Below are 25,029 nucleotides of genomic sequence, written 5' to 3'. Positions count from 1 at the left end.
CCGCGTCGCCCATCGCGTAACGCTGGTTGTTGCCGCCCTTGCGCGCGTCCGGCAGCTCGTCCAGCGCTCGGCGGATCCTCGTCACCACCGTTGCCGCCGTGAACCGCTGCGTAGTGGGCTCGGGCTTGGACTCCGGCTTGGGCTCGGGCTTGGGCCTCAGGACCATCGGACTCTCCAGTAACTTGTGAAGAGTCCTTCATAACATCATGCTTTTAAATTTGGAACTGCTGCCCAGATGGGAAGGGGTTGGATGCGAATTCCGATTTCAAGCAAGACATCGAAGGCGTCATCGGCCATGGCCAGCTTGGTCGGCAGCAGACGCTTGTGCCTTCCGCGGAGCAACACGGCGACATCGGCGTCGCTGTGCCGAGCGTGATCACCACGAGCGCGGCTGCCGAAGAGAATCAGCCCCGCCACGTTGTACTTGCCCTCGATCCGCTCGGTGAACAGGCGCAAGGCCGCTTCGGTGGCGGCATCGATGTGTGCGTTGGTTTCGAGGTTCATGACAACGTTCACCCTGCCCAAGTCGTCGGACCATGAGCCACTCTGGCATAAGTCGAGGTCGGTTACCGGATCGATGAGCCCCACCCGACGAGCATGCTGTCAGGTATAAGACGACGCCGGATTCGGCCAAGACGGCGTCAGGCCCGCTTCATCGTCTTGGCCAGGACTCTCCGGTCACCTCCGCCAGGGCGTCCCGAACGACATCGTTGTTCAGCCGTAGGCCGACATCGACCAACTGCTCCAGGATCTCGGCGGCTGAGGCGATGCGTCCCAGCCGCGCGACCCGGAGCACCAAGCCGAGCGTTCCGGTCAAACGCACCCGAGGGCGCGCGCAGCGCCGCGCGCCGCGCCGTCGTCGATGACCGCGGTCCCCTGCATGGAGCGCGCAAGGGTGAGCACACCGCTCTCGCCGGGTCCGAGGCCCCACGCCATAATGTCTGCGTCCGGCTGAATGGGGGCGGGCGTTCCGCCCTAGCCCGCGGCCAGCGCCTTGCGCGCCGGGTCTTCCGCGGGCCAGCGAAGCACCTCTTGGGCGACCGGTGCCGGGATGATCAGCGCGCGTTCCGGCTCCTCCAGCAGGCCCAACTGCCCGACCTCGGCCGGGGTGATCAGCGGAGAGGCGTTGACGATGCGGCAATCAGCCATCCATGGCCTCGCGGACCAACTCGGCGGCATCGGCCTGGAACAGGCTCACCCCGTAACGACCCAGGGCATCGACGAAGGCTGGTCGCGACAGGCCCGCAAGCTCCGCGGCCCGCTCCTGGCTCAGTTCCCTTCTCGCATACCACTGAACGGCCGCGGCGATGCGCATCTCCCGCGCGAAGGACTCCGGGTCTTTATGCAGCGACGCGAGCGAGCCCTCGGGGATGTCGACCGTGATTTGAATCATGACAACGCTGCTCCAACGGGGTCGGTGTCACAGCCCGGCTCGGGTGGTGCATCAGCAATGGCGACAGCCAGAACCTGCTTGCCACCGCGGATGCTGAGCAGCGCTGTCGCCCGCGCCTTGCGCAGCGTGATCCGTCCGTAATCCGTCCGCAGGGCTTCCAGCTCATCCTGTTCCGCCGGCGAGGACGGTCCGGTCGTGCTCAGTTCGACCATGCGGGCTTGGTCTTCCTCGGGCATCGTGGCGTCCGCGGTTTCCATGAGCCGCGCATCGTCCCACCAAGTCATCTCGACCAACTCGGTGCGCATGTCCTCGGGCACGCCGTCCAGCGACGGCACCACGCCATCGAGCATCGCGGTCAGCACTTCTTCGACCGGTCTGTGCACCGCACGCGCCGCGCCGCCGACACGTTCGGCGAGGGCGTCGGGCAGGTGGATCGTGATGGTCGTCATCTGTGGCTCCCTTAGTCTGGCGAACGCCAGGGGCTTCATTGGTTCGATGATAGCGGAGCCGAACCCGGTCGTCGCAATGATGCACAGAGCCGAGCCCAAAGTGTCGGGAGCTTGCTTCGCGAGGTCACCTTCCGGATTTCCGGTCTGCCACGGCGTCCGCCGAACCTGCAGCGGGCCGGCGCAGATAGCGCCACAATGACCGCGTCGTCCGGCAGTCGTTGACGGCCCTGTGGCTGTCGCCGTCCCAGGCGAAGCCGACGTGTCCGGCGGCGACATGCAGCTTCTGCCAGCGCCAACCGCGGCGCCGATCGCTCCACTCGCTGTAAACCGCGGCGATCTCGCGCATGGCGCACCGGACCTCGGCCGCAGCGTCCAGCTCGTAGCGCAGCAAGCCGGCATCGAACGGCGCGTTGTAGATCACGACCTGGGCATCGTAGACGGCGGTGATGATGCGCGGGCGCAGCTCATCGAGCGGCGGTGCGTCCGCGACGTCGTCCGGGGCAATGCCGTGGATCGCCTCGGCGCCGGGCCAGCGGCGATGCCGCTCGGGGCGCACCAGGCCGTCGAGCAGAAGATCGATCAGTTTGGGGGCCGCCATCGTCCGGGATGCCGATCTCGCGGACCGCGTCGCTGCGGGGGTCGAGCCCGGTCGTCTCCAGGTCCAGGAAGCCGGTGCCCATCGTCAGCACCGCCCGCCTGCGGCCTTATCCGTGCTGGAGGCAATTGTGTAGCTTCCGGATGTCGTCGATCACCGAGCGCAGCGCCACTGTGCGGCCAACCTCGAAGACGCCGGGCATGGACTTGCCGGCTCGAACGCGCTCGTAGGCGAACGCGGTGATGGTGGCGACGTCGTGGGTCAGAAGGATACGTTGCTGCCCGGCCGCCCATGCCAGCACAGTGGGATCGTCCGCGCCTGAAAGCCCAACGTCCTGGACGCGGGCCAAGTCGATGTCGGGCTGCCGCAGGCGCAGACCGCGAACGATGTTGTTGTTCAGGTTCTCGTCGGCGAGCAATCGGATCACGCCGGACCCTGCCCCGCCCGGCGCGCGATCAGGCGCGCACGAATCCCGGCGGGATCGAAAATCCGCTCGTTCGCCTCCCTCACCTCGGCCGCGCGCTGCTCGCGGAGCTGGAGATAGTCATTCACCTCGACGGTATGCGCCAGGTAGTAAGCGATGGTGGCGTACACCTGGCCGAGCGAGATCGCGGGATACTGTTCCGCGATTTCTTCGGCGGTGGCTCCGTCGCAAAAGGCGCCGACAATGGTATCCAGCGTCACGCGGGTGTTGCCCACGCGAAAGACCCCGGCCGCATCCGCTGCCAAGGGTGGTGTTTCGGCCGCGACGACCATGGTCATTGGCATCTCTCCGCGAGCGTCGGGCGATCAAGGCGCCGGTCGTGCGCCGATGATAACCGACATCCCGACCTGCTCGAGCGGCACCGCTCACATGGTGGCCGTCCAGGACGCCGGATCGCGTGCATCTCATCGGTGCGGGCATCGAGCCCGGTGGTCGCCAGGTCCAGGAAGACGGGGCGCATCGGTCAGCCCCCTATTCAGGATCGGCCGTTTGCCGCCTGGCCCGGCTGGAGGCGCTCCAGCAGTTACCGCAGCTCGTCGGCCCTGGCCGCGCGCTCGGTGAGCGTGGCTACCTCGATCCGGAGCGCGGCTGCGGCCTGGTCGGCCGCGGCGCGGGCCTGGCGCTCCTCATCGAGCGCGGCCTCAAGCTTGGCGATCTTCTTGGCGCCGAGGTCGAGCGTGGCCTTCGCCTGCTTGGCGGTCTCCTTGGCGCCGTCGACGTCACGTGATAGCCGCTGGTTGTCCGCGCATAGGCGCTTCAGGTCCGCCTTGGCCTCATCGGCCTCGCAGGTCAGCTTGGTCTGTGCTTGGGGTTATTGGCCTAAACCGTCAGAAATCTGCACTGGCATCGAAGCCGCGGCCCGCTAAGAATCGGGTGACAGCTGTATATTGGAATGTTCCTAGTGTCAGAGGCATAGCGGGGCGTTCGTGGATTCTTTGGGGGCCGCTGATCGACCCCGGTCCGGTATGCTGGGAGTTGTTCCGTCGCTCCCGGCACTGTTATGTCCGATGCCGCGTTCGACGATCTTCACGCACCAAGCCCTGACGCTGCGGTCCGCGCGGCAGGCAGCCGAGGCCGTCCTGCCGCGATTGCGTCGGGGCTCCGAGGCGCAGAGCGCCTGCCGACGGGTGACACCGCGGGAGCGGTGTCACCAGACAACGCGTTCACTTAGCCTGTGCGCGAGCCTGCTTGTCGACGCGTCCCTGCTCAGGTGCTCGCAGACCGTTGCCCGACAGCTTACAGCCGTTCAGCGGCCGCTCGGCGAAGATCACCCGGTAGCGGTGCCTGGCCGTCAGCGCCGGCAGCAGCTGGGCGACGATCTTCACCGCCTTGCCGCGGGCATCAAGCAGCCAGCCCGTACCCGCATCCGGGCGCTTGGCGGCCTCGTACTCCAGATAGCCGCGGGGGTTGTCCGCATCGGCGGCGCGCGTTTCGTCGGCCAGGATCGGCAGGCCGCCCGCGGCCAGCATCTGCATGTAGCCCAGGTCCACCAGTTGTTGCAGGGACTCGCGGGCATCCACCGGGTCGATGCGGACGTCGTCCGGGTTGCGGCCGTCGTCGCCTGGGGCCGGGGCGCAGCGGCCAGGGATTGACCGTCTCGCCATCCTCGGCCAGGTAGTCGCGCTCGGCCTCCTTGAAATGGTCCGAGACCATGACCCCGTTGATGGGCTCGCAGGGATAGCTCGGCCACCAGCCGATGACGTTGGAGCGCAGGCCCTGTTGATTGAGGATGTTCCAGAGCGCCTTGGTCTTGCGCCCCAAGGTTGGTGATGGGCCGCGCACCGCCGGAGGCCGGGTCCGGCTCCGAGAAGCCGTGGATGCCGTGCTTGTGGGCGCGCTTGCCCGTCGCGATGCTGGTCCAAAGCATTGGGGACAGCACCGGATACAGGGTCGCCAGGTTGCCCATGACGCCGTGCTTGATGAGGTGCTCCAGGTTCGGCATCTCGCCGGCATCGATGAGCGGGGAGATCACCTTCCAGTCGGCGGCGTCCCAGCCGATGAGTAGGGTCTTGGTCATTGTTGTCTCCGCAATGGCGCCCTCCCGTCGCAGGTGCGCCGAGCAGTACTTGTGCTAGGCTCTTGGTACTGTTTTCGGTACTTACAGCTGCTGGCGCAGACGATGAAGACAATACCCGCTCAAGAGATCAAACGGCGCGGCATCTCCGCGGTGGACGAGCTGCTGCAAGACGGACCGATTGCAGTGATCAAGCAGAACCGGCCCCGTTATGTGGTGATGAGTGTCGAGGGCTACCGGCGCCTGGCCCGCGGCGAGCTCGGATCGGTAACGGACGCCAGCGCCTGGGATTGGATCGACAAGCCCGCCGCGCGCCGGGCACATCCGGCCCGATCCAAGGCGGATATCGATGCCGCGCTTGCGCGCGAGCGCGATGCCTGGCGCGACGACGGTTGATCCTGTTCCTCGACGCCTGCGCGGTCATCTACCTGATCGAGTCCGAGGCCGCCTGTCACGCCCGCGTGGTGACAACCCTGCGCGACCTGCGCCAGCGCTTCCCCAACGCGCGCCTGGGAGTCTCTCGGTTGAGCCTGCTCGAATGCCTGGTCAAGCCGATGCGCGACGACGCCACCGAGCTGATCGCCGAATACCGCGCCTTCTTCGCCGCCGATGACCTGCTGGTCGTCGAGCTGGATGCACGAGTCGTGGAGCTGGCGCTGAGACTGCGCGCCGGCGACGGGCTGCGCACGCCGGATGCGCTGCAAGCCGCCAGCGCCTTGACGCTGCCGCCAGATGGACATCGGTTCCTCACCAACGACCGGCGCTTCGCGCGCATCGATGGCTTGCGCGTCATCGATCTCGGGGCGGCACCGCGTCGCGATCCGGCTGATCCAGCCTGAGGGCTGCTGGACCTGTGGGAGCGGCTTTCAGCGGCGACGCTGCGAGCGCTCCGCGCTCGCGGCTGTTGCGCGAAGGCCCGGGTGGGCGACTGCGAGAACAGGGGCTCGCCCCCTCTGTGCCAATGTCGGTGAGACGCAGAAGCGCAGAGACGGCGGCTTGTTTAAGGGTCTGCCCGGTCGTATGCTGTGATAACGCTAAGCCTTGAGATGTTATCACCATGATCCGCACACAGATCAGCCTGACGGAAGAAGACTACGCCGCGGCCAGGGCCGAGGCGGAGCGGCTTGGCATCTCGCTGGCGGAGCTGTTGCGGCGCTCGCTGCGCACGCTCCTGCCAACCGACGCGGACAAGCCCTGGATGCGCTACGCGGGCCTCGTGGAGAGCGGCGACGCAGACGCGAGCCGGCACATCGACGAGCTGGTGTATGGCCACAAGGATTGACGGCGATCCCGCAGCGGTCTACGTGGATACCTCGGCACTGATCGCCTTTCTCGACCGTTCCGACAGCTTCCACGCCCTGTTCCGGCGTCTGTTTGCCGACCCGCCGGCGCTGATCACCAGCCCGCTGGTCGTCGCCGAGGGCCATGGCTGGTTCCTGCGGCGCCATGATCGCGGCCGGGCCTTGCAGTTCCTGGCCTTCATCGAGGCGTTGACGCCGTTGTGCGTGGTGGATCTGACGCGCGCCGAGCAGGCCGGCGCGAGCAGGATACTGCGCCGGTTTGCGGATCAAAACCTCACCCTGGCCGACGCCTTGGGCCTGCACCTGATGGCCGTGCACAAAAGCCCTGGCTGCTGGTCCACCGACTTTCATCTCGGCCTCACCGGCGTGCCCCTGGTGATCCACGGGAGGTGGTGATGCTGGTGCGCCCCACGGCCGGCGGCGACCTGGTCGGCGTCTCCACCGTCGGCCTGAAGCCGTGTCCGACGGACGGCCGGGCGCTCTATCACTTCCGCATGTTCCTGCGCCGCGAGCACCGCTGGCCGTACCTGATGCGGGCGGTGACCAACGGCTCGCGGGATTTTCTGCGCGCCTTCCGGCACCGGAGCGCAGACCCCGCCGGCATGCTCATCGCCACCGAGAACCGCAAGCTGATGCGTGCCGGCATCAAGCGCTATCTGGCCCGCCATGGCGATGAATACCGCGGGCGGGGGCCGCGCGGGCTCGATGTCTGGCTGGCGCCTTTCTGAGGACTGTCCAGCGGGGCACGCCCGCATCGCCGCAGCCGCACCGGCGCTGCCGGCTTGTGGGAGCGGCTTCCAGCCGCGACGCTGCCTGTCGGTCGCGCGCCACTGCTGCGCGGTCTCGGCGCGACAAGGCGTCTCGGGGGCCTGTCACCGCGGCCTGCTGAGATCAGCCTCGATGCAGCCGGCGCCGGCGGCTTCAGGCCATCGCTGCCTGCGGGAAGTGCTCGCGGGCGGCGATGGCCTCGGCGTAGAAGTCCAGGTAGTGGCGGGCGCTGGCCTGCCAGCTCAGGTCTTTGCGCATGCCGGTGAGCATCAGGGCGCGCCATTGCCGGGGCTGCTCGCGGTGCATGCGCAGCGCGGTCTCTACTGCGTACCAGAGCCCATCGGCGTTCGGGTCGTTGAACAGGAAGCCGTTGGCGGTGCCGGCGGCCAATGCCGCGTCGCTGGCGTCCACCACGGTGTCCGCGAGCCCGCCGGTGTTGTGCACGATGGGGACGGTGCCGTAGCGCAGACTGTACATCTGATTCAGTCCACAGGGCTCGAAGCGTGAGGGCATCAGGAAGGCGTCGCAGCCGGCCTCTACCAGGTGGGCGCGGACTTCGTCGTAGCCCACGTGGACGCTGACGCGCTCGGGGTGCGCCGCGGCTGCCTCCTGCAGGGCCTGCTCCAGGGCGCGGTCGCCGGCGCCCTGCATCACCAGCTGCACCCGCCCGGCCATGACCAGTCTTGGCAGGATGTCGATGATGAGGTCCACGCCCTTTTGCTCCACCAGCCGACCGACGTGGCCGAGCACGAAGGCGTGCTCGTCCCGCGGCAGGCCGAAGAGCGTCTGCAGCTCCAGCTTGTTCTCGGCCTTGAGGTGCACGCGCTCGGCGTCATAGGTCTGCGGCAGGGCCGGGTCGTCGGCGGGATTCCAGACCTTGTAGTCGATGCCGTTCAGGATGCCGCGGAAGCGACCGCCGAGCTGGCGCAGCAGGCCGTCCAGGCCGCAGCCGAAGCGCTGGGTGCGAACCTCGTCGGCATATCTGGGGCTGACGGTGTTGACGCGGTCCGAGAAGACGATGCCGCCCTTGATGAAGGACATGCGCTGGTGGAACTCCAGGCCGCTCACGGACCAGAGCGATGCCGGCAGATGCAGGCGCTCGAAGGTGGCGCGGTCGAAGAGGCCCTGGTAGGCGAGGTTGTGGATGGTGAACACCGTTGCCGGGCGCTCGTGGTGCTCGCTGATCAGCGTCGGCGCCAGACCGGTCTGCCAGTCGTTGCAATGCAGAACGTGCGGTCGCCAGTTGAGGGGCGGCAGGCCCATGGCCACATGGGCGATGACACGGCTGAACAGCAGGAAGCGCTCGGGGTTGTCGCCCCAGTCGCGGCCGCTGACATCGGTATAGGGGTTGCCTTCGCGGGAGAAATAGGCCGGGGCGTCCACCAAGTAGACGGGTAGGTCACGGTCCGGCAGCAGTCCGCCATGGAGCTGGACATTGCCGACGATGCCGGGCATGCGCAGCTCCATCAGGGGCTTGAGTTCGCGCACCAGCTTCTTGGCGCTCGGGTAGGCCGGCAGAATGAGCCGCGCGTCGTGGCCGAGCTCGCGCAGGGCCATGGGCAGGCTGGCTGCGACATCGCCGAGTCCGCCGGTCTTCACCAGCGGGTGGGCCTCGCTGCTGGCGATCAGGACGCTGTAACCGCGCGGGTCCGGGTCGGAAAGCATTGGGCTGTGGTCCATGGCTATCGGCGCAGAGTCTGAGTTGTTGGTTGGGGTTGGCTGGCCGTCGGGCATTGAGGCTGCGGGTTACGCCCAGTGTCCAGCCCATGCTCGGCTCCGTACTCGGGCCGCCGCTGGAGCCCATACTGGGGCCCAATGCTGGGTCCCAGTGCTGGGGCCGAGCTTTGGCGGCGGAGACGTCCGGCACGCTGCTGTGCTCGGGTCTCTCGGGGCGCTCGGGCCGATGCCCTGGCACAGCGAGCGGCGGGCCGCTGGCGCTGAGCCGTGCGCGCTTCCGATCAGCCGTGCACCGGCCAAGCTCGGGCGACGGCTAGGTTTTGTTCAATGAAGCTAGCACAAAGTTCAAGCAATGCACGACGCGCATTGAATCTCAGGAGCCATTTATGTACGCATCCTGCACATTGGTGATCTTCGGCGCCACTGGGAATCTCTCACAAATAAAGTTGTTACCCGCCCTGTACCACCTGGAGCGTGGCGGGCATCTGGCCCCGGCAATGCGGGTGATCGGCTTCGGGCGCCGCGACTGGTCGGACGAGCATTGGCGTGGCGAGGTCCGCGAGATCCTCGCCGAGCAGCTGCGCGAGCGCCTGGAAGGCGAGGTGCTGGAGCGCCTGCTGGCGCGGCTGCACTTTGTGCAGGGCGACCTCCAGGACGACGCCGGTTTCGAGGCGCTGGCCCAGCGCCTGTCCGCGACACCCCGAGACGACGGCGACGGCGAGGCCTTTCCGCCGAATCTGGTGTTCTACCTAGCCATCGCCCCGGCGTATTACGGCGAGGTGGCCGAGCGCCTCGCCGCCCGTGGTCTCAACCGCCCGGAGCATGGCTCGGCACGGCTGGTGGTGGAGAAGCCGTTCGGCTATGACCTGGAGAGCGCGGAGATCCTGGACGAGCAGCTGCGGCGCCACTTCGCCGAGGGGCAGCTCTATCGGATCGACCACTACCTGGGCAAGAGCACGGTGCAGAACGTCCTGGTGTTCCGCTTCGCCAACCTGCTGCTCGAGCCCTTGTGGAACCGCAACTACATCGACCACGTGCAGATTACGCATGCCGAGGACAAGGGTATCGGCAGCCGCACGGGCTTCTACGACGGCGTCGGCGCCATGCGGGACATGATCCAAAGCCATCTGCTGCAGATGCTGACCCTGGTGGCCATGGAGCCACCGCCGAGCATGGATGCCGAGGCCCTGCGCGACGAGAAGGTCAAGGTGCTGCGCTCGATTAGGCCCATTCCGCGCCAGGCGGTGCATGCGCATGCCTTCCGCGCCCAGTATCGGGCCGGTGAGAGCAACGGTGATCGCGTCCCCGGCTATCTGGAAGAGGAGGGTGTCGATCCGGGCAGCACCACCGAAACCTACGCCGCGCTGAAGCTCTACATCGACAACTGGCGCTGGCGCGGCGTGCCCTTTTATCTGCGCACTGGCAAACGGCTGGGGGCGTCGCACTCGCTCATCGCGATCCGCTTCCGCCACCCGCCGCAGCAGCTCTTCAGCGACACACCCATTGAGCAGCTGAAGCCGAACTGGCTACTGCTCAATATCTCGCCCAACGAGTGCATGCGCTTCGAGCTGCTGGTGAAGCAGCCGGGGCTCACCATGCGCACGCAGACCGAGCGGTTGGATGCGAGTACCTGCTCCATCGGCCGCGACCAAATCGACGCCTACGAGGCGCTGATCCTAGACGTGCTCTCCGGTGATCATGCTCTCTTCCTGCGCTCTGATGAGGTGGAGCACGCCTGGCGGGTGGTGGACCCGGTGCTCAAGCTCTGGGCCACCGAGCGGGAGTACATCCACACCTACGAGGCCGGCAGCTGGGGACCGACAGAGGCCACCCGGCTGTTCGACAAGGATGATCAGAATTGGCGCAACGGGCTCGAGGAGTGACCGCTGGGCCGGTGCCGGCTGTGTGGAGTAAGCGGTGCGGGCGCGCCGAGGTGCAGGAGTCCCGTGGGAAGCCGGCTGCCCGCGTCGAGAGCCTGAGGCGCAGGGGCGGGGACGCGCCGACTAGACGTCGGCGCACCCACACCGGATCAGGGACTGGCGCTGAGATATTCGAATTGAATATACCGTCCCCGTTTTTGCTGTGGCGTTAGTCCTCGAGGGTGGGATAGTCGGTGTAGCCCTCGGCGCCGCCGCCGTAGAAGGTGGCGGGGTTGGGCTCGTTGTAGGGGCCGCCGCGGCGGATGCGCTCGGGCAGGTCCGGGTTGGCCAGGAAGAGCCGGCCGAAGGCGATGCAGTCGCCGTCGCCATCCTCGATGGCCTGGCGGGCGCGCTCGGGCGTGTAGGCGCCGTTTAGCATGACCACGCCGTCGAACTTGCCGCGGGTAAAGGGCAGGATTTGCTCCATCTTGGGCTCGGCGCCGCGCATGACGTCGGTGTCGGCCACATGCAGATAGGCAATGCCGCGCTTGCCGAGGTGCTCTGAGGCGTAGCCGAAGGTCTCCGCGGGGTCGGCGTCGTCGATGCCGTTCAGCTTGAACAAGGGCGAGACACGTACGCCCACGCGCCCGGCGGGCAGCTCGCCCAGCACCGCGTCCATGACCTCGAACAGCATCCGTGCCCGGTTCTGGATACTGCCGCCGTATTCATCCGTGCGCTGGTTGGTGTTGCTGGCGAGGAATTCGTGCAGCAGGTAGCCGTTGGCGCTGTGCACCTCCACCCCGTCGAAGCCCGCGGCCAGGGCATTGCGGGTGGCGGTGACATAGTCCTGGATGGTGGCGTCGATGTCGGTCTTGGTCATGGCCTTGGGCGGCGAGACGGGCCTGAGCCCGCCCTTGCCTTCGTCGTCCACGTAGAACACCTGGCAGGCGTCGCAATGCACGGCGGACGGCGCCATGGGCGGGATGCCCGGATGCAGCGCCTCATGGGACATGCGCCCGCAGTGCCACAGCTGCAGCACCATCTGCCCGCCGGCGGCGTGCACGGCGTCGGTCACCAGCCGCCAGCCGGCAACCTGCTCGTCGGTGAAGATGCCGGGGGTGAGCGCATAGCCCATGCCCACCTGGGAGATGTTGGTCGCCTCGGAGACGATGAGTCCGGCGCCGGCGCGCTGGGCATAGTATTCGGCATTCATGGGCCCGGGCACATTACCCGGCTGCTGAGCCCGCGAGCGGGTCAGCGGCCCGAGGACGATGCGGTTCGGCAGACGCAGCTCGCCGGCCTGAAGCGGCGTGAACAGCGGATCATCGGTGGCTTGGGTCGCGGTCATGGGGGTGACTCCCGAAGACTGATCTGAGCTCGATAAGCAAACCCTCATGATCGCAGATTCGCCGTTGCGGCGCGGTCACAACAGCCTTGCGGTCTATTCGGTATACCGTCCCCGTTTTTTGAAATGGGGACGGTATACTGAATTCCTGCGACTGGCCTGGGGACGTGTGCGGGGTTAGCTGGGGGTTGCGGCGGGCGCGGGGGTGCAGAGCTCGTGCACGGCGCAAACGGCCGCCGGGAGCGCCGCCAGCACCGGGGGGCTGAGGTCGAAGTGGCCATAGTCCCAAGCAGCGCCGCCAACCGAGACGAGCCAGGCGTCGGGCACGCTGGCGTAGAGGCTCTCGCACCAGGCGAGGAGCTCGCGCGGGTCGTGGAAATGGGCCATGGTTGACAGGGCGGTGGGGTCCGGACGCAGGCGCAGCCTGCGCACCTCGCCGGCCGCGGTATCGGCGGCGGCGTCGATGAAGATCACCCGGTCGGCGGTGTGCAGATCGGCGACGATCTCGGCGGTGAGGATGTGCCGCGCCTGGACCTCGGTGCCCGCCGGCCAATCGCCAAGGGCGGCCTGTTCGGCGATGCGCTCCGCCAGCAGCGGACCGACGGCGTCGTCCCCGCGGATGGGGCTGCCGTAGCCGACGATGAGGGTGTGCATGGGAAGTGCGGAGTGCGGAGTGCGGAGTACGATGGAAGAGCCGGCGCCGTCTCGCCGCCAGCCCTGCCTCACCGGCGGGAAAGCGTGAACGACGGAGTGCCCGGCCCAGCAGGCGGCCCCGTACTTCGTACCTCGTACTCCGTACTCTTTGCGTCAATCACGACTGATGCGCCGCACCACCTCGCCGGCGGCGTTGTGGATGTCGATGACCATGGGCATCTGCCCGAAGGCGTGGGAGGCGCAGGACAGGCAGGGGTCGAAGCAGCGGATGACGGCCTCGACGCGGTTCAGCATGCCCTCTTTCACCTCGGTGCCGTCCACGTAGGCATCCGCGACTTCCTTGATGCTGCGATTCATGGCCAGGTTGTTGTGGCCGGTGGCGATGATGAGGTCCGCCCAGGTGATGAGGCCCTCGTCGTCGATCTTGTAGTGGTGCATCAGGGTGCCGCGCGGGGCTTCGGCGACGCCGAGGCCCTCGCTCTTGTTGCCGCGGGCGCGGGCGCGCACGCGGCTGTCGAGAATCGCCGGGTCCTTCAGCAGGCGCTGCATGCTCTCGATGGCGTAGATGACCTCCACCAGCCGCGCGTAGTGGTAGTGGAAGCTGGAGGTGATGGGGCCGGCGTCGTCCTGAAGGGTGCGGAACTCCGCCAGCGCCACGTCGGCGAAGGGGGTGCCGCAGGCGTCGGCGTTGTTGAGCCGGGCCAGGGGGCCGACGCGGTAGATGCCCTTGGGATAGCCGAGCGGCTTGTAGTACGGGAACTTCATGTAGCTGAAGTCCTCGACGGCCTCGCCGATGAGGCGCGGGTACTCCCGCGGCGGCACTTTGTCCTCGACGATGCGGCCGGTGGCATCCTTGAGGCGCAGGAAGCCGTCGTAGTGCTCCAGGTCACCCTCCGGCGAGACCAGGCTCAGGAACATGGTCTTCATGGTGCCGAAGTGGCTCGCCTCGTCCTGGAACTGGGGCACCAGGGTCTTGAAGAAGGCGTAGGTGTCCTTGGCGATGGTGAGGGCCTCCGGCAGCATTGCCAGCATGGCGTCGCGCTTCTCCACCGTCAGCGCCTCGTTGACGCCGCCGGGTACCACCCAGGTGGGATGGATCTTCTTGCCGCCCAGGGTCTCGATGATGCTCTGGCCCACCTGCCGCAGGCGGATGCCGTTCTTGGCCAGCTGCGGGTCGGCGCGCATAACGCCGAAGATGTTCCGGTCCTTGGGGTCGGAGTCCCAGCCCAGCAGCAGGTCCGGCGAGCTGAGATGGAAGAAGCTGAGCGCATGGCTTTGCAGCAGCTGCGCCAGGTTCATCACCCGCCGGAGCTTCTCGGCCGTCGGCGGAATGGTCACCGCAAGCAGATCATCGCAGGCCTTGTTGGAGGCCAGCAGGTGGCTCACCGGGCAGATGCCACAGGTGCGTGCCGTGAGCGAGGGCATCTCGCGGTAGGGGCGGCCCTCGCAGAACTTCTCGAAGCCGCGGAACTGGGTCAGGTGGAACTTGGCGTCTTCCACCTCGCCGGTATCGGCGAGCTGCAGCGAGATGCGGGCATGGCCCTCGATGCGGGTCACCGGTTCGATGCTGATGGTGCGGCTCATGGTGATTCGGCCTTTGGCGGTTGTGAATCGATGCCAGCGGGGCTCAGTCCGCGTGCTCGACGACGATCTGGCTCGCCCCTGCGGCCAGCGCGGGGTCCAGCTCGGCGAGCAGGTGCAGGTGCCCGCCCGGCTCGAGCGACGCACCGCGCAGCAGCGTCATGTAGAAGCGCCGCTCGCTGCCGTCCGGGGTGCGCAGCGTGAGACGGATGGGCGCGGGGCCGCCGGCAATCCAGCGCTCCGCGCCCGGCACCGGCTCGGTGATCTGCAACAGCAGCTCCACGCGCCCGTCATCCAGGTCCAGTGCCTTGTGGGCGATGCGGAAGGGCCGCCCCCGCAGGTCTTCGCCGAGGACCCAGGCGATGCCGCCGGGCTCCGGCGCCACGGCATTGCCCTGGCTCGCCTCGAGCGCGGTGACGCGCGCCGTGAGCGCCCGCAGCTTGGCCTCCAGCAGCTCGATGCGCTCCGCCGCCGTCTGCTGCGCCGCCGCCGGCACGCTGGCGAGCACCCAGGCGAGTGCCAGCAGGGCAGCGGTCAGTGCGTGCCGCGCCTTGGGCCTGTTGCACCCTCTGCCGTTGCGAGGATCGACCCGCCCTTGGCCCTGCGCGTCGCCGGGCTTGGCCCGTCGCGGCGGGGACGCCGCTCCCACGATCCGCATGCCCGTCATGCCCCGAACCGCGTCACTTGGCTCGGGTCCGGCGTGCGCCCGGCGATGAGCTCTGTGAGGACATAGTGGATGGCATCCGCCTGCGGCGGGCAGCCGGGCACGAAGATATCCACCGATACCACGCCATGCACCGGGCGCACGGTGGATAGCAACTGCGGTACGCCCTCGGTGGGGATTTGCGGGTTTAGGTCGACGTTCTCTCGGTAGCTGCGCTCGATGACGTCGTCCAGCTTGAAGGGGTTGCGCATGGCCGGGACATTGCCGTTGACGGCGCAGTCGCCGAGGCTCAGCAGCACCTTGCAGTGGGCGCGGAATTCGCGGGCCTTGTGCAGGTCCTCGTCGTTGCTGATGGAGCCCTCCAGAATCCCTAAATCCACCTGCGGCGGCAGCTCTTTGGCATCGACGAAGGGGCTGTAGACGATGTCGATCTGCTCGGCCAGGTCCACCAGCCGCTCGTCCATGTCCAGAAAGGACATGTGGCAGCCGGAGCAGCCGTCGAGCCAGGTGGTGGCGACCGTGACCTTTTGACTGCTGCTGCTCATCGGTTGCTTCTCCGCCGCGCCAGGATGGACAGGAACTGCTGGTCTTTGACCATCTCGCCGACGGAAGTGCCCTGCTTCACCAGGGCGCCGGTGGGGCAGACCTGCACGCATTTGCCGCAGCTGGTGCAGCTGTCGCTCTCGCCCCAGGGCTTGGCCAGGTCCGTCACCACCTGGCAGCCGCTGCCGCGGCCCATGACGTCCCAGGTATGGGCGCCCTCGATCTCGTCGCAGACTCGCACGCAGCGGGTGCAGAGCACGCAGCGGTTGTGATCCACCCGGAACATCTCGTGGCTGGAGTCCACCCTGTAGCCGGTGTTCCTGTAGGGCATGCGCACGTGGTCCACGCCGCATTTCTGTGCCAGCCATTGCAGCTCGCAGTGGCCGTTGGACACGCAGACGGCGCAGACGTGGTTGCGCTCGGCGAACAGCAGCTCCACCAGCGTGCGGCGGTAGCGCTGGAGCTTGTCGGTGTTGGTCTGCACCGACATGCCCTCGCGCACCCGGGTGGCGCAGGCGGCCTGGAGCCGCGGACCGCCGTCCACCTCCACGACGCACAGGCGGCAGGCGCCGACCACGGACAGGCCGTCCATCCAGCACAGGCTCGGGATGGGGATCTTGTTCTCCCGGCACACCTCGATAATGGTCTCGTCTGCTCGGGCCGAGAGATCCTGGCCGTCGATGTTCAGCGTGACGACACTGACGTTGGGTTGCTGGGCGCGGATGGGCATGGGGTGTCCTCGTCCGGGGCTTTGGCTGGGTGGCTTGGTGATGACGGAGCGCGGTTAGCTGAGCTTCTTGATGATCTGCTTCGCCAGTGTCTCTCGGATTTCGCGATGCCTTGGAACCGGCTGTGATTCTTTGGTCTCCGGGTTGTGATACCAGTCGTGCCGCCCACCATGACGGATCAGGACACAGCCCATGGATTCCAGCCGTTTAATCAAATCCCTCCGCTTCACACCACGTCCAGCTCGCCGACGCGTCTGACCAAGGGCAGCGTGTCTGAAGTCAGCTCCTTGTAGATGTCCCGCAGATTCTCCTCGAGCTCATCCAGTGACTCGCCTTGCGTCATGTAATCCGGAAACTCCTCCAGATATCCAAGCCAGAAAGCGTCGTCCTGCCAGTACACGAATCTCAGCTTCTTCATGTGCTCGATGTCCTCGGTCATGTCACTCGTGCCGGGTGAACATTGGCTTCAACCCAGCTTTTCCTCGTACTCATGCCGGAAATACCGCAGCGTTGACATGACCGGATTCGGCGCCGTCTGCCCTAGGCCGCAGAGGCTGGTGGCCTGCACCACTTCGCACAGCTCCTCCAGCAGCTCCAGGTCGGCGCGGGTGGCCTCGGCCTTGGCGATGCGGTCCAAGAGTCCGTGCATCTGCTGGGTGCCGGCGCGGCAGGGGACGCACTTGCCGCAGGACTCGTCCATGCAGAACTCCATGAAGAAGCGGGCCACGTCGACCATGTTGGCCGTGTCGTCCATGACGATCATGCCGCCGGAGCCCATCATGGTGCCGAGCGTCTTCAGGCTGTCGTAGTCCACCGGCATGTCGAGGTGCGCCTCCGGCACGCAGCCGCCGGAGGGGCCACCGGTCTGCACCGCCTTGAAGGCCTTGCCGTCGGGGATGCCGCCGCCGATGTCGAAGATGATCTCCCGCAGCGTCATGCCCATGTCGACTTCGATGAGTCCGCCGTTGACGATGTTGCCGGCCAGCGCGAAGACCTTGGTGCCCTTGGATTTGTCTGTGCCGATGCCGGCGAACCAGTCGCCGCCGTTGCTGATGATGGGCGCGATGTTGGCGTAGGTCTCGACGTTGTTGATGAGCGTCGGGTGGCCCCAGAGTCCGTACTCCGCAGGGTAGGGCGGGCGCGGGCGCGGGTGGCCGCGACCGCCTTCTACCGATGCCATCAGCGCTGTTTCTTCGCCACAGACGAAGGCGCCGGCGCCGAGGCGAATCTCCACGTCGAAGTTGAACTGGGTCTCGCAGATGTGGTTGCCGAGGAAGCCCTGGCGCTTGGCCTTGCGGATGGCGGTCTTGAGCCGCTCCACGGCGAGCGGGTATTCGGCGCGGATGTAGATGTAGCCCTTGTTGGCGCCGACGGCGTAGGCGGCGATGGCCATGCCCTCCAGCAGCCGGTGCGGGTCGGATTCCAGCACCGCTCGGTCCATGAAGGCGCCGGGGTCGCCCTCGTCGGCGTTGCAGATGACGTATTTCTGCCCCTCGGGCATCTTCGCCACCGTGGACCACTTGAGGCCGGTGGGATAACCGCCGCCGCCGCGTCCGCGCAGCCCGCTGGTGGTGACCTCGTTGATGACCTCCTGCGGGGTCATCTCGGTCAGTGCCTGCACCATGGCCGCATAGCCGCCGACGGCGACATAGCCCTTGAAGCTGTCCGGGTCGACGATGCCGGAGTTCTCGCGCACGACCCACCGCTGGCGCGCAAAGAAAGGCTGGTCGCTCGGGCAGTGCAGCCGCGCCACCGGGCCGGCGCCCGGCTTGCGCGCATGCTGCATGATCTCGGCGGCATCGTCTGGCGCCACTTCCCGGTATAGCGTTGACTCGCGCAGGTCCGCGCCCGGCTCCGCCACCGCCACCATGGGCCCCACCGAGCACAGCCCCATGCAGCCGACGCCCTTGACCCTGCAGCTGTGCTCGCCGTCCGCGGCCGGCTCTTCGGCGGCGGCGTTGAGCGCATCGACAACGTCGGGGGCGCCGGAGGAGTGGCAGGCGGTGGCGACGCAGACCCGTACCTCCAGGTCGGCATCGCCCTGCTCGGTGCGGTATTTAGCCGCGAGATCTTCGAGGTCGTCGATATTCATTCCGCGATCTCCTGGGCGAGCCGGTCGCAGAAGGCCTCGGGCCCGAGCTTGCCGATGACCTTGCCGTCCACCACCACGGCCGGTGCCAGGCCGCAGGCGCCGACGCAGCGCGCCGTGAGCACGGACAGGGCCTTGTCCTCGGTGGTCTCGCCGGGGGCGGCGCCGAAGCGCTCTTCGATGCCCTCGATGAGGGCGCCCGCGCCCTTGATGTAGCAGGCCGTGCCCGTGCACACCACGCAGGCGTGGCGGCCCTGGGGCTTGAGCATGAACAGATGGTAGAAGGTGGCGACGCCGTAGACCTTGCTGAGTGGCAGGTCCAGGGAATCCGCCACAAAGGTCATGGCCTCTTCATCCAGAAAGCCGAAGGCGTCCTGCACCGCGTGCAGGGCCTCGATGAGCGCGTGCCCGGCGTAGCCGTTGCGGCGCATGGTGGCGTTGACCAGCTTCCAGCGCTTGTCGTTGCTGGGCAGGTCCGGTCGGGGTCGCTGCATGAGAGGCTCCATGGTGGCTGCCGGAACGCCGCCTCCGGCGGGTCTCCGGGGGCGTTGCGCACGAGTCATTAAAACGCGCTGCGCGGCATTGTCAAAATAAAGATTCGATGACCACCAACGGTGCGCAATCCGGGGCGCTGCGGGACCGATGCACCGCTTGCGTGCGGTGGTGAGAGGCGTTGCGTCCTGGCTATACTCCCTAGCGCCTGGCCGCAGCCTGCGTCCCGCGCAGATCGGCATGCCAGGATGTCGGCGCCCAACCCCCGCCAGCCACCCGAGCGACCTGCCAGCGCAGATGCCAGAGCCCCCCTACAACCCGCACCAGCACGGGCCCGAGTCCGAGCCCGAGCCTGTGCCGGCGCCCGCCGCCGGTCCAGGCCAGGCCCCAAGCGGGCGCTCGCGGCGCCGCCGGCGCGGCATTTACCTGCTGCCGAACCTCTTTACCACCGCCGCGCTCTTCGCCGGCTTCTACGCCGTGCTCTCGGCCAACGCCGGACGCTACGAAGCGGCAGCGCTGGCCATCTTCGCGGCCATGCTGCTGGACGGCTTCGACGGGCGCATCGCCCGCATGACCAACACCCAGACCGACTTCGGCGCGGAGTTCGACAGCCTCTCGGACATGGTCGCCTTCGGCGTCGCACCAGCGCTGGTGGCCTACGAGTGGGCACTCGGCGGGCTCGGCAAGCTCGGCTGGCTGGCGGCCTTCGTCTACACGGCCGGTGCGGCGCTGCGGCTCGCGCGCTTCAACACCCAGATCGGCATCGCCGACAAGCGCTACTTCCAGGGTTTGCCGAGCCCGGCGGCGGCGGCCATCATCGCGGCCTCGGTGTGGATCGGCGTGGACAACGGCATCGCCGGCGCCAGCGTCTCGCTGCTGGTGGCGCTGTTCACGGCGGGCGCGGGGTTGCTCATGGTCAGCAATTTTCGCTATCAGAGCTTCAAGCTGCTGGACCTGAACGGGCAGGTGCCGTTCATGGTGATGGTGGTGGTGATGCTGGGCTTTGCGCTGGTGGTGCTGGACCCGCCTATCGTGCTTTTCCTGCTGTTTCTGGCCTATGCCTTGTCCGGGCCGGTGCTGACCCTGGTGCAGCGCCGTCGCCGCCGCGGCCGGCGCCGGCGTGAGCCGGCGCCCGGGCGGTCCTGACCTCTGCGCGCCAGAAGCACGGTCCGGGCGGGCCCTGAGCTCCACCGTTGGCGCTCCACCGCTGGCGCATGCGCACCTGTCCCGGATCAATACCGACGTTGGGCGCTGTCTCGCCGAGGCTCCGTCTGGGCTTCGCGGGCCTGCTTTTTGCGTCAGATCATTATCCGTGCCGATGTCGGCCGGTAGCGTGAACCTCCGCCGGGCGATCCCGGTCCCGATTCCGTGAATGAGCACGAGTAGGCCTAGATGAGTGGCATCCTGAATCACCTGCGCAGCCAGGCGGCCCCGTGGTCGCTGGCCATGCTGCTGTCGCTGCTGTTCTCCTCGGCAGTGCCAGGCGCCGTCCACGCTGACGATGGCGGCGAGATCTACCCACCCCGTTGGGTGCCCGCGCCCGGCGGCTACCCGCCGCCCCCTCCCGGCTTTGCGCCCATGGTGGGGCCTCAATATCCGGCGGCAGCTCCGCTACCCGCTCAGCCCCGGCCCCAGCCCCAGCCGCCGCAAGCCGCGCAACAACCGAGCGCCGGCATGCCGGCCGAGGTGGCACCGGTGTCCGCTCAGGCGCCGCAGGCGGGCATGCCGACAGGGGCTGGCGCAGGTGCACGGGCCATCGCTGCCGCAGACGATGCCGGGGCGGCCATCACGGTCGCCGAGCCGCCGGCAGCGCCCGAGCCGCCGGCAGCGCCGGCGGTGGCCCCCGAGCCTGCCGAATCCGCCTATCCGGACGTTAGCGGCGCGTCGGGCGCCGGGATGGCGCGCGCGGGTGCCGAAGCCGGTGGTGAGTCCGGGCAGGCGGGCGGCATTAGCAGCGGCGACAGCCCGGAGTGCATGCGCTGCCATTGGATGGAGACCATGGCCTATCGGGACCGCGAGACCCGGGAGATCGTCGATCTTTCCATCGACCGCGAGGCTTACAAGCACTCGGTGCACAACGAGCTCGCCTGTCGCGACTGCCACGACCGTGGCTACAAGCACTATCCGCACCGCACCAGCAGCGCCGACGAAGGCCTGCAATGCGTGGAATGCCATGCGGAGCGCCAGGACGACGAGGCGCACCAGCCGCCCAAGCTCGACGGCTTCGACATCCAGTACCACGACAGCGTGCATGCCAAGCAGGAGGAGGAGCCCTTCAGCTGCTTTTCATGCCACAACCCGCACGAGTTCCGCCCGGTGCCCAACGACACGCCGGTGCCGCAGGTGGTCGCCGCCAACAACAATCTGTGCCTAGACTGCCACACGGAGCTGCGCTCGCCGGTGCCCAAGGGGCACGATTGGCTGCCGCAGCCGCGGCGGCACTGGGCCTCGGTGCGCTGCATCGACTGCCACACGCCGGTGGAAGGCCGCGACCTCTACGCCCCTTCGCACGAGCTGCTGGGCGCCGAGGACAGCAATCAGAACTGCGTCGAATGCCACAGTCAGGGCGGCCAGCTGCTCGCCCAGCTCTATGTGCACCGCGCCGAGCAAGAGCGTGAGCAGGCGGGCTTCTTCTCCCACGCCATTTACAACGATGCCTATATCATCGGCATGAGCCGCAGCCCGCTGATCGACCTGATCGGGCTCGCCATCGTCGGGCTGATGGTCATCGGCATCGCCGCCCATGGCTACGGTCGGTATTTGGCACACAAGCGGGCCCACACGGCCAAGGGGGAGGCCCAATGAGCGCAATTTATCTGTATCCCGTCTGGCTCAGGCTCTGGCACTGGCTGAACGCCCTGCTGTTCACGGTGTCTTTGATTACAGGGATCAGCATGCATTTTGCCCTCGGCTGGCTGATCCCCTTCGACGTTGCCGTGCCGGTGCACAACACCAGCGGCATCCTGCTGACCGTCTCCTGGGTGCTGTTTCTGATCGGCAACCTGGTGGGCGGCAACGGCAAGCACTACCTGATCAACCTGCGCACCCTGCCCACGGATCTCTACCGCCAGGTGCGCTACTACGTCTACGGCATCTTCGTGAACGAGCCCCACCCATTTCACGTCAGCGCCGAGCACAAGCTGAATGCGCTCCAGACCCTGAGCTACGTCGGTGTCATGTACGGCCTGATGCCGCTGCTGATTATCAGCGGCTGGGCCTTCCTGTTCTCGGCGGAGCTGCCGGAGACGATCTTCGGCTTCGGCAGCATCTGGGTGGTGGCCATGGCGCACCTGCTGCTGGCTTGGATGATGCTGCTGTTCCTGGTGGTGCACGTGTACATCATCACCACCGGCGAGACCCCCACCACGAACCTCAAGGCCATGATCAGCGGCTGGCATCGGGAAGGTGCGAGTGACGAGGGGCGAGGCGCGAGGGACGGCGCCGCCGCCGAGACGCAGTAAATCGCCGCCGGGCGCCGACGACTGCGTCGTACAATCAGGTCAACCTTCGAGACAGCCGAGCCGTATACGGACTTCCAGACCATGAACACCTCTGCACAAGCCAATGCCAACGCCAAACCGCCGCGGGCCGGCCGCTGGGCGCTGATCGGCATCGCCGTGCTCGCCGCGGGCTATCTCCTCTACAAGGTGGTATACCCCATCGCCTTCGATGCCTACACCGGCGTCACCAACGCACCGCTCACCTATCCGAACAGCGAGACCCTGTCGGATGCCGAATTCGAGCAGCTGGCGCTGGACCTCACCGAAGCAGCCCGGCGCGAGCGCGCCGAGGCCATCGTCGCCATGGACGGGGATCCCTTCGCGCGCGAGCTGAAGGTCGAGATGCTGATGCAGACGCCCTCCTTCATGGAGGACACGGACTACAGCCACATCAAGTACTTCCGTGACGCCGGCATGCGCACCTACCAGGGCCCGGCCACCTGCCTGGAGTGCCACGAGACCATGCAGGTGCAGCACGGCGACGGCAGCCTGGAGACGGTCGACACCCTGGGCGATATCGTCAACTCGGTGCATTTCAAGTTCCAGAGCGCGGCCGCCGGCGGCTTCTCCACCTACGGCTACGACGGCCGCCTGGTGAACGCGCCGGAAAACCGACAGATCCCCGTCGGCAAGATCAACCGCGCCTGCGGCATTCCCGGCAGCTTCTCCTGGACGGGCTGGGCCGCGCTGGTGGAGACGCAACCCCACAGCGAGCCGGCCACCGAGCCGGCCCACTCCCCTGTGGACGGCGCCGATGCGGGCGAGCCCGGCGTGACGCAGATCGCCTACGGCGAGTCCGATGGCCCCGCCGATGCCGTGTCCGAGCCCCACTCCGGCGCGGCCGAGCCTGGTGCAGGCGCACACGGCCAGACGGTCCTGCGCAGCGAGGGCTGCGGGCAGTGCCACATTGGCGGCAATTACCATCCGGCCACCGAGAAGATGATGCCGGTGGGAGACGTGCCGCAGACGGCGAAGCAGGGCATCGACTGCCTCATCTGCCATTCGGATCAGTACGACATGAACCAGCGCTATGTCCTCGAGGACAAGCATGGTACGCGCTGGAACCAAGACCGCAGCATGCGCGCAGCCATCACCGTCGGCCAGACCAGCAAGGAGAACTGCCTCAACTGTCACCAGCACAACATGGGCGGCGACGCCTATGTGCACAACGTCGCCGCCAAGCACCTGGGCGAGAAGCACCAGCGCATCCTGCACACCGGCGCCAAGCGCGGTAACCCTTTCAGCGAAGCGCACGATGTCCACGCCGCGGCCAACATCCAGTGCACCGACTGCCATGTGCCCGAGGGGCACAAGATCCCGCGCGGGCGTATGGGCGTCGACCTGGTGGCCAACGACCTGCCGGATAAGGACGTCACCTGCGAGAGCTGCCACAGCAAGGCGCCGCACAACGCCTCCGACCACCGCGCGCTGCTGAATGGCCACGTCGCTCGCATCGCCTGCGAGACCTGCCACATCAAGCAGCTGGAGGACAACAACGTCGTTTTGCGCGACTGGGTGCACCCCACCTGGAACGAGGACGAGGGCCTCTGGGAGTTCACCGACGTCTACAAGTCCGGCGAGCCGGGCAAGGGCATCATCTACCTGTGGTTCAACGGCAATGGCACCTTCCTGGCCAATGCGCTCGGCAGCAACCCCGAGGGTGACGGCAGCTACAACCCGCTGATGCAGCAGATGGCCGAGATCACGGACCCGGAGATCATCGAAGCCGTCCGCGCCAAAGCGGAGGAGCTGAAGCAGAGCTATCCGGACCTGGACGTGGAGCAATACGTCAAGGCCGCCACCCAGCCCCTGTCGCAGCTCCCGCCGGAGATGCTCGAGAAGCGCAAGGCCATGATCCAGAAGAACCTGAAGGCGGCCATGGAAAGCGGCGAGAGCCGCATCTATCCTTTCAAGCCCTTCAACGCCATGATGTACGAGGACATGACCAACCAAGGGCCGTTCGGGGCCATGATCCTGCCCTTCGACTACGCCACCTACTATCAGCAGGGTGATCCACTGGAGTCCATGAAGGTCGCCATTCAGGACCCCATCGTCCGACGCATGTATCAGGAGCCCTTCAAGCTCTACATGATGGACGAGTTCATGTCCTACTTCGGCGTCGAGGGCGGCTGGAAGACGAAGTTCCCCATCCTGCCCGATGGCAGCACGCCCAATGTGCAGGCCAACTGGATGCGCCAAATGGGCACGCTCATGGTCAATCACGGCATCCAGCGCCAGGGCCACACCTGCAAGGACTGCCACAGCCCCGACGGCATCATGGACTTCGCCGCCCTGGGCTATCCGCCGGAGCGGGTCGAAGAGCTGTCGTCTATGGAAATCGCCGAAGAAGTCGACGAGGACTTCGCCGTGGAGCCCGCGGCCGGCGCGGCGCTCTCAGCCCGCCGCTGACGCTTTCGAGCGCCTTGCGGGGAGGGACCCCCGCATCTCCCACCGGCAGATCGGCGTCGGCACTCACGCCGGCGGGTATCCAGTCGCCGTCGGCGAAGTATAAGGCCATGGCCCGCAGCTCCAGCGAGTCGTACCCCCTGGCGATGCGACCCATGACCGTGGACCAGCGCTCGTCGGAGCCGAAGCGGCGCATCAGTGGAATGAAATAGCGCGGGTCCATACCGGCGATGCTGGGCATGGCCGAGCCGACACTGACGCCGTCGGGTCCATGGCAGCCGGCGCAGTTCCAGGTGAGTGCCGGTGACGAATCCTCGCCCGCGAGGGCCTCGGTGGTCGATGCATAACAAGTGGTCGCCAGCACGAGGGCGGCGACATCCAGGCGGATGCTCATGGTCGGTGTGTCCTCCCGGGTGGAGCGGGCCCTTCGGCCCTGCGAGCCCCGATAATCGTCCCGAGTGGGATGGCGCCGCCGCTGCTCCGTGAT

31 protein-coding genes and 2 pseudogenes are annotated in these 25,029 nt (G+C 67.2%); 11 read left to right on the top strand and 22 right to left on the bottom strand.

What is annotated here, in order from left to right; translation table 11 throughout:
- Positions 1–204: 204 nt before the first annotated feature.
- The 8 genes and pseudogenes from CKO31_RS01150 to CKO31_RS01115 all read right to left on the bottom strand — a co-directional run bounded on the left by CKO31_RS01150 (position 205) and on the right by CKO31_RS01115 (position 3,199).
- Positions 205–504, bottom strand: coding sequence for a nucleotidyltransferase domain-containing protein (locus tag CKO31_RS01150; RefSeq protein ID WP_200233200.1), 300 nt, complete (start codon positions 502–504; stop codon positions 205–207).
- 148 nt (positions 505–652) lie between these two features.
- Positions 653–796, bottom strand: coding sequence for a hypothetical protein (locus tag CKO31_RS01145; RefSeq protein ID WP_322789065.1), 144 nt, complete (start codon positions 794–796; stop codon positions 653–655).
- A 17-nt stretch (positions 797–813) separates the two neighbouring features.
- Positions 814–1,149: pseudogene (locus CKO31_RS27920) on the bottom strand (PIN domain-containing protein).
- The gene (locus tag CKO31_RS01135) at positions 1,142–1,393 is read right to left on the bottom strand and encodes a UPF0175 family protein (protein WP_200233197.1); all 252 of its coding nucleotides are present in this window, start codon (positions 1,391–1,393) and stop codon (positions 1,142–1,144) included. Before CKO31_RS01135 ends, CKO31_RS27920 begins: the two are co-directional and overlap by 8 nt.
- Positions 1,390–1,842, bottom strand: coding sequence for a hypothetical protein (locus CKO31_RS01130; RefSeq protein WP_200233196.1), 453 nt, complete (start codon positions 1,840–1,842; stop codon positions 1,390–1,392). The genes CKO31_RS01135 and CKO31_RS01130 overlap by 4 nt, the downstream gene beginning before the upstream one ends.
- A 124-nt stretch (positions 1,843–1,966) precedes the next feature.
- The gene (locus CKO31_RS01125; RefSeq protein WP_200233195.1) at positions 1,967–2,440 is read right to left on the bottom strand and encodes a 3'-5' exonuclease; all 474 of its coding nucleotides are present in this window, start codon (positions 2,438–2,440) and stop codon (positions 1,967–1,969) included.
- A gap of 106 nt (positions 2,441–2,546) precedes the next feature.
- On the bottom strand, positions 2,547–2,864 hold the full coding sequence (locus CKO31_RS01120) for a DUF5615 family PIN-like protein (RefSeq protein WP_200233194.1): 318 nt from the start codon (positions 2,862–2,864) through the stop codon (positions 2,547–2,549).
- Positions 2,861–3,199 carry a DUF433 domain-containing protein gene (locus CKO31_RS01115; RefSeq protein WP_200233193.1) on the bottom strand — a complete coding sequence of 113 codons (339 nt, stop codon included), beginning with the start codon at positions 3,197–3,199 and terminating at the stop codon, positions 2,861–2,863. The genes CKO31_RS01120 and CKO31_RS01115 overlap by 4 nt, the downstream gene beginning before the upstream one ends.
- A 119-nt stretch (positions 3,200–3,318) precedes the next feature.
- Between CKO31_RS01115 and CKO31_RS01110 the strand changes: the two genes are divergently transcribed.
- Positions 3,319–3,648: a hypothetical protein gene (locus tag CKO31_RS01110; RefSeq protein WP_200233192.1), complete on the top strand. Its 330-nt coding sequence runs from the start codon at positions 3,319–3,321 to the stop codon at positions 3,646–3,648.
- Between the two features lie 436 nt (positions 3,649–4,084).
- On the opposite strand, the gene CKO31_RS26640 is transcribed toward CKO31_RS01110, so the two are convergent.
- Both CKO31_RS26640 and CKO31_RS27580 read right to left on the bottom strand, forming a co-directional pair.
- Positions 4,085–4,525 (bottom strand): hypothetical protein, encoded by a 441-nt coding sequence (locus CKO31_RS26640; RefSeq protein WP_242475042.1) that lies wholly within the window; start codon positions 4,523–4,525, stop codon positions 4,085–4,087.
- Between the two features lie 191 nt (positions 4,526–4,716).
- Positions 4,717–4,938 (bottom strand): annotated as a pseudogene (locus tag CKO31_RS27580) (alkaline phosphatase family protein); the annotation flags it as partial.
- A 102-nt stretch (positions 4,939–5,040) separates the two neighbouring features.
- Here CKO31_RS27580 and CKO31_RS01095 point away from each other — a divergent pair.
- From CKO31_RS01095 to CKO31_RS01075, 5 genes are all read left to right on the top strand, one after another.
- Complete coding sequence (locus CKO31_RS01095) at positions 5,041–5,331, top strand: type II toxin-antitoxin system Phd/YefM family antitoxin (protein ID WP_200233181.1); 291 nt, start codon at positions 5,041–5,043, stop codon at positions 5,329–5,331.
- The gene (locus CKO31_RS01090) at positions 5,328–5,774 is read left to right on the top strand and encodes a type II toxin-antitoxin system VapC family toxin (RefSeq protein WP_200233179.1); all 447 of its coding nucleotides are present in this window, start codon (positions 5,328–5,330) and stop codon (positions 5,772–5,774) included. Before CKO31_RS01095 ends, CKO31_RS01090 begins: the two co-directional genes overlap by 4 nt.
- A gap of 218 nt (positions 5,775–5,992) precedes the next feature.
- Positions 5,993–6,217, top strand: coding sequence for a hypothetical protein (locus tag CKO31_RS01085; RefSeq protein ID WP_200233173.1), 225 nt, complete (start codon positions 5,993–5,995; stop codon positions 6,215–6,217).
- Positions 6,201–6,632, top strand: a complete 432-nt coding sequence (locus tag CKO31_RS01080) for a type II toxin-antitoxin system VapC family toxin (RefSeq protein ID WP_200233171.1) — start codon at positions 6,201–6,203, stop codon at positions 6,630–6,632. The genes CKO31_RS01085 and CKO31_RS01080 overlap by 17 nt, the downstream gene beginning before the upstream one ends.
- Positions 6,632–6,964, top strand: coding sequence for a hypothetical protein (locus CKO31_RS01075; RefSeq protein WP_200233168.1), 333 nt, complete (start codon positions 6,632–6,634; stop codon positions 6,962–6,964). Before CKO31_RS01080 ends, CKO31_RS01075 begins: the two co-directional genes overlap by 1 nt.
- Positions 6,965–7,157: 193 nt before the next feature.
- Here CKO31_RS01075 and glgA read toward each other — a convergent pair whose 3' ends face one another.
- Positions 7,158–8,669: a glycogen synthase GlgA gene (gene glgA / locus CKO31_RS01070; RefSeq protein WP_242475041.1), complete on the bottom strand. Its 1,512-nt coding sequence runs from the start codon at positions 8,667–8,669 to the stop codon at positions 7,158–7,160.
- 398 nt (positions 8,670–9,067) lie between these two features.
- Between glgA and zwf the strand changes: the two genes are divergently transcribed.
- Positions 9,068–10,564 (top strand): glucose-6-phosphate dehydrogenase, encoded by a 1,497-nt coding sequence (gene zwf / locus CKO31_RS01065; protein ID WP_200233164.1) that lies wholly within the window; start codon positions 9,068–9,070, stop codon positions 10,562–10,564.
- Positions 10,565–10,769: 205 nt separating this feature from the next.
- Here zwf and CKO31_RS01060 read toward each other — a convergent pair whose 3' ends face one another.
- From CKO31_RS01060 to hoxE, 10 genes are all read right to left on the bottom strand, one after another.
- Positions 10,770–11,888 (bottom strand): alkene reductase, encoded by a 1,119-nt coding sequence (locus CKO31_RS01060; RefSeq protein WP_200233162.1) that lies wholly within the window; start codon positions 11,886–11,888, stop codon positions 10,770–10,772.
- 174 nt (positions 11,889–12,062) lie between these two features.
- On the bottom strand, positions 12,063–12,539 hold the full coding sequence (locus CKO31_RS01055) for a hydrogenase maturation protease (RefSeq protein ID WP_200233160.1): 477 nt from the start codon (positions 12,537–12,539) through the stop codon (positions 12,063–12,065).
- 153 nt (positions 12,540–12,692) lie between these two features.
- Entirely contained in the window at positions 12,693–14,123 is a 1,431-nt protein-coding gene (locus CKO31_RS01050; RefSeq protein WP_200233154.1) for a Ni/Fe hydrogenase subunit alpha, read from the bottom strand.
- Positions 14,124–14,166: 43 nt separating this feature from the next.
- Positions 14,167–14,778 (bottom strand): hypothetical protein, encoded by a 612-nt coding sequence (locus tag CKO31_RS01045; protein WP_200233152.1) that lies wholly within the window; start codon positions 14,776–14,778, stop codon positions 14,167–14,169.
- A 5-nt stretch (positions 14,779–14,783) separates the two neighbouring features.
- On the bottom strand, positions 14,784–15,329 hold the full coding sequence (locus CKO31_RS01040; RefSeq protein ID WP_200233150.1) for an NADH-quinone oxidoreductase subunit B family protein: 546 nt from the start codon (positions 15,327–15,329) through the stop codon (positions 14,784–14,786).
- Entirely contained in the window at positions 15,326–16,057 is a 732-nt protein-coding gene (gene hoxU / locus CKO31_RS01035; protein WP_200233148.1) for a bidirectional hydrogenase complex protein HoxU, read from the bottom strand. Before hoxU ends, CKO31_RS01040 begins: the two co-directional genes overlap by 4 nt.
- A gap of 54 nt (positions 16,058–16,111) precedes the next feature.
- A complete protein-coding gene (locus tag CKO31_RS27465) occupies positions 16,112–16,285 on the bottom strand; it encodes a type II toxin-antitoxin system HicA family toxin (RefSeq protein ID WP_200233141.1) in 174 nt (57 codons plus the stop codon).
- Positions 16,282–16,494 carry a type II toxin-antitoxin system HicB family antitoxin gene (locus CKO31_RS01025; protein ID WP_242475040.1) on the bottom strand — a complete coding sequence of 71 codons (213 nt, stop codon included), beginning with the start codon at positions 16,492–16,494 and terminating at the stop codon, positions 16,282–16,284. The genes CKO31_RS27465 and CKO31_RS01025 overlap by 4 nt, the downstream gene beginning before the upstream one ends.
- 27 nt (positions 16,495–16,521) lie before the next feature.
- Positions 16,522–18,147: an NADH-quinone oxidoreductase subunit NuoF gene (gene nuoF, locus CKO31_RS01020; protein WP_200233137.1), complete on the bottom strand. Its 1,626-nt coding sequence runs from the start codon at positions 18,145–18,147 to the stop codon at positions 16,522–16,524.
- Positions 18,144–18,638, bottom strand: a complete 495-nt coding sequence (hoxE, locus tag CKO31_RS01015) for a bidirectional hydrogenase complex protein HoxE (protein WP_200233136.1) — start codon at positions 18,636–18,638, stop codon at positions 18,144–18,146. The genes nuoF and hoxE overlap by 4 nt, the downstream gene beginning before the upstream one ends.
- A 295-nt stretch (positions 18,639–18,933) precedes the next feature.
- On the opposite strand from hoxE, the gene pssA reads away from it, so the two are divergent.
- From pssA to CKO31_RS00995, 4 genes are all read left to right on the top strand, one after another.
- Positions 18,934–19,782 carry a CDP-diacylglycerol--serine O-phosphatidyltransferase gene (gene pssA / locus CKO31_RS01010; RefSeq protein ID WP_200233135.1) on the top strand — a complete coding sequence of 283 codons (849 nt, stop codon included), beginning with the start codon at positions 18,934–18,936 and terminating at the stop codon, positions 19,780–19,782.
- 246 nt (positions 19,783–20,028) lie between these two features.
- Positions 20,029–21,441 (top strand): cytochrome c3 family protein, encoded by a 1,413-nt coding sequence (locus CKO31_RS26635; protein WP_242475039.1) that lies wholly within the window; start codon positions 20,029–20,031, stop codon positions 21,439–21,441.
- Positions 21,438–22,097 carry a cytochrome b/b6 domain-containing protein gene (locus CKO31_RS01000; protein WP_200233134.1) on the top strand — a complete coding sequence of 220 codons (660 nt, stop codon included), beginning with the start codon at positions 21,438–21,440 and terminating at the stop codon, positions 22,095–22,097. The genes CKO31_RS26635 and CKO31_RS01000 overlap by 4 nt, the downstream gene beginning before the upstream one ends.
- An 81-nt stretch (positions 22,098–22,178) precedes the next feature.
- The gene (locus tag CKO31_RS00995) at positions 22,179–24,545 is read left to right on the top strand and encodes a multiheme c-type cytochrome (RefSeq protein ID WP_242475038.1); all 2,367 of its coding nucleotides are present in this window, start codon (positions 22,179–22,181) and stop codon (positions 24,543–24,545) included.
- Here CKO31_RS00995 and CKO31_RS00990 read toward each other — a convergent pair.
- Complete coding sequence (locus CKO31_RS00990; protein WP_200233133.1) at positions 24,466–24,936, bottom strand: c-type cytochrome; 471 nt, start codon at positions 24,934–24,936, stop codon at positions 24,466–24,468. The two genes, CKO31_RS00995 and CKO31_RS00990, sit on opposite strands and share 80 nt — an antisense overlap.
- Positions 24,937–25,029 lie beyond the last annotated feature (93 nt).

The sequence above is a fragment of the Thiohalocapsa halophila genome (genome assembly GCF_016583825.1).
GTDB lineage: Bacteria > Pseudomonadota > Gammaproteobacteria > Chromatiales > Chromatiaceae > Thiohalocapsa > Thiohalocapsa halophila.
This window is presented reverse-complemented; position numbering and strand designations above follow the sequence as displayed.

Coding starts and splice junctions, on each gene's coding strand:
- CKO31_RS01085 (WP_200233173.1), top strand. CDS start 5,993: ATGATCCGCACACAGATCAGCCTGACGGAAGAAGACTACGCCGCGGCC.
- hoxE (WP_200233136.1), bottom strand. CDS start 18,638: ATGCAGCGACCCCGACCGGACCTGCCCAGCAACGACAAGCGCTGGAAG.
- CKO31_RS01095 (WP_200233181.1), top strand. CDS start 5,041: ATGAAGACAATACCCGCTCAAGAGATCAAACGGCGCGGCATCTCCGCG.
- CKO31_RS01050 (WP_200233154.1), bottom strand. CDS start 14,123: ATGAGCCGCACCATCAGCATCGAACCGGTGACCCGCATCGAGGGCCAT.
- CKO31_RS01045 (WP_200233152.1), bottom strand. CDS start 14,778: ATGCGGATCGTGGGAGCGGCGTCCCCGCCGCGACGGGCCAAGCCCGGC.
- glgA (WP_242475041.1), bottom strand. CDS start 8,669: ATGCTTTCCGACCCGGACCCGCGCGGTTACAGCGTCCTGATCGCCAGC.
- CKO31_RS01130 (WP_200233196.1), bottom strand. CDS start 1,842: ATGACGACCATCACGATCCACCTGCCCGACGCCCTCGCCGAACGTGTC.
- CKO31_RS01125 (WP_200233195.1), bottom strand. CDS start 2,440: ATGGCGGCCCCCAAACTGATCGATCTTCTGCTCGACGGCCTGGTGCGC.
- hoxU (WP_200233148.1), bottom strand. CDS start 16,057: ATGCCCATCCGCGCCCAGCAACCCAACGTCAGTGTCGTCACGCTGAAC.
- nuoF (WP_200233137.1), bottom strand. CDS start 18,147: ATGAATATCGACGACCTCGAAGATCTCGCGGCTAAATACCGCACCGAG.
- CKO31_RS01060 (WP_200233162.1), bottom strand. CDS start 11,888: ATGACCGCGACCCAAGCCACCGATGATCCGCTGTTCACGCCGCTTCAG.
- CKO31_RS01040 (WP_200233150.1), bottom strand. CDS start 15,329: ATGAGCAGCAGCAGTCAAAAGGTCACGGTCGCCACCACCTGGCTCGAC.
- CKO31_RS01135 (WP_200233197.1), bottom strand. CDS start 1,393: ATGATTCAAATCACGGTCGACATCCCCGAGGGCTCGCTCGCGTCGCTG.
- CKO31_RS26635 (WP_242475039.1), top strand. CDS start 20,029: ATGAGTGGCATCCTGAATCACCTGCGCAGCCAGGCGGCCCCGTGGTCG.
- CKO31_RS01075 (WP_200233168.1), top strand. CDS start 6,632: ATGCTGGTGCGCCCCACGGCCGGCGGCGACCTGGTCGGCGTCTCCACC.
- pssA (WP_200233135.1), top strand. CDS start 18,934: ATGCCAGAGCCCCCCTACAACCCGCACCAGCACGGGCCCGAGTCCGAG.
- CKO31_RS01080 (WP_200233171.1), top strand. CDS start 6,201: ATGGCCACAAGGATTGACGGCGATCCCGCAGCGGTCTACGTGGATACC.
- CKO31_RS00990 (WP_200233133.1), bottom strand. CDS start 24,936: ATGAGCATCCGCCTGGATGTCGCCGCCCTCGTGCTGGCGACCACTTGT.
- zwf (WP_200233164.1), top strand. CDS start 9,068: ATGTACGCATCCTGCACATTGGTGATCTTCGGCGCCACTGGGAATCTC.
- CKO31_RS01025 (WP_242475040.1), bottom strand. CDS start 16,494: ATGACCGAGGACATCGAGCACATGAAGAAGCTGAGATTCGTGTACTGG.
- CKO31_RS01055 (WP_200233160.1), bottom strand. CDS start 12,539: ATGCACACCCTCATCGTCGGCTACGGCAGCCCCATCCGCGGGGACGAC.
- CKO31_RS26640 (WP_242475042.1), bottom strand. CDS start 4,525: ATGGCGAGACGGTCAATCCCTGGCCGCTGCGCCCCGGCCCCAGGCGAC.
- CKO31_RS01000 (WP_200233134.1), top strand. CDS start 21,438: ATGAGCGCAATTTATCTGTATCCCGTCTGGCTCAGGCTCTGGCACTGG.
- CKO31_RS00995 (WP_242475038.1), top strand. CDS start 22,179: ATGAACACCTCTGCACAAGCCAATGCCAACGCCAAACCGCCGCGGGCC.
- CKO31_RS01150 (WP_200233200.1), bottom strand. CDS start 504: ATGAACCTCGAAACCAACGCACACATCGATGCCGCCACCGAAGCGGCC.
- CKO31_RS01115 (WP_200233193.1), bottom strand. CDS start 3,199: ATGACCATGGTCGTCGCGGCCGAAACACCACCCTTGGCAGCGGATGCG.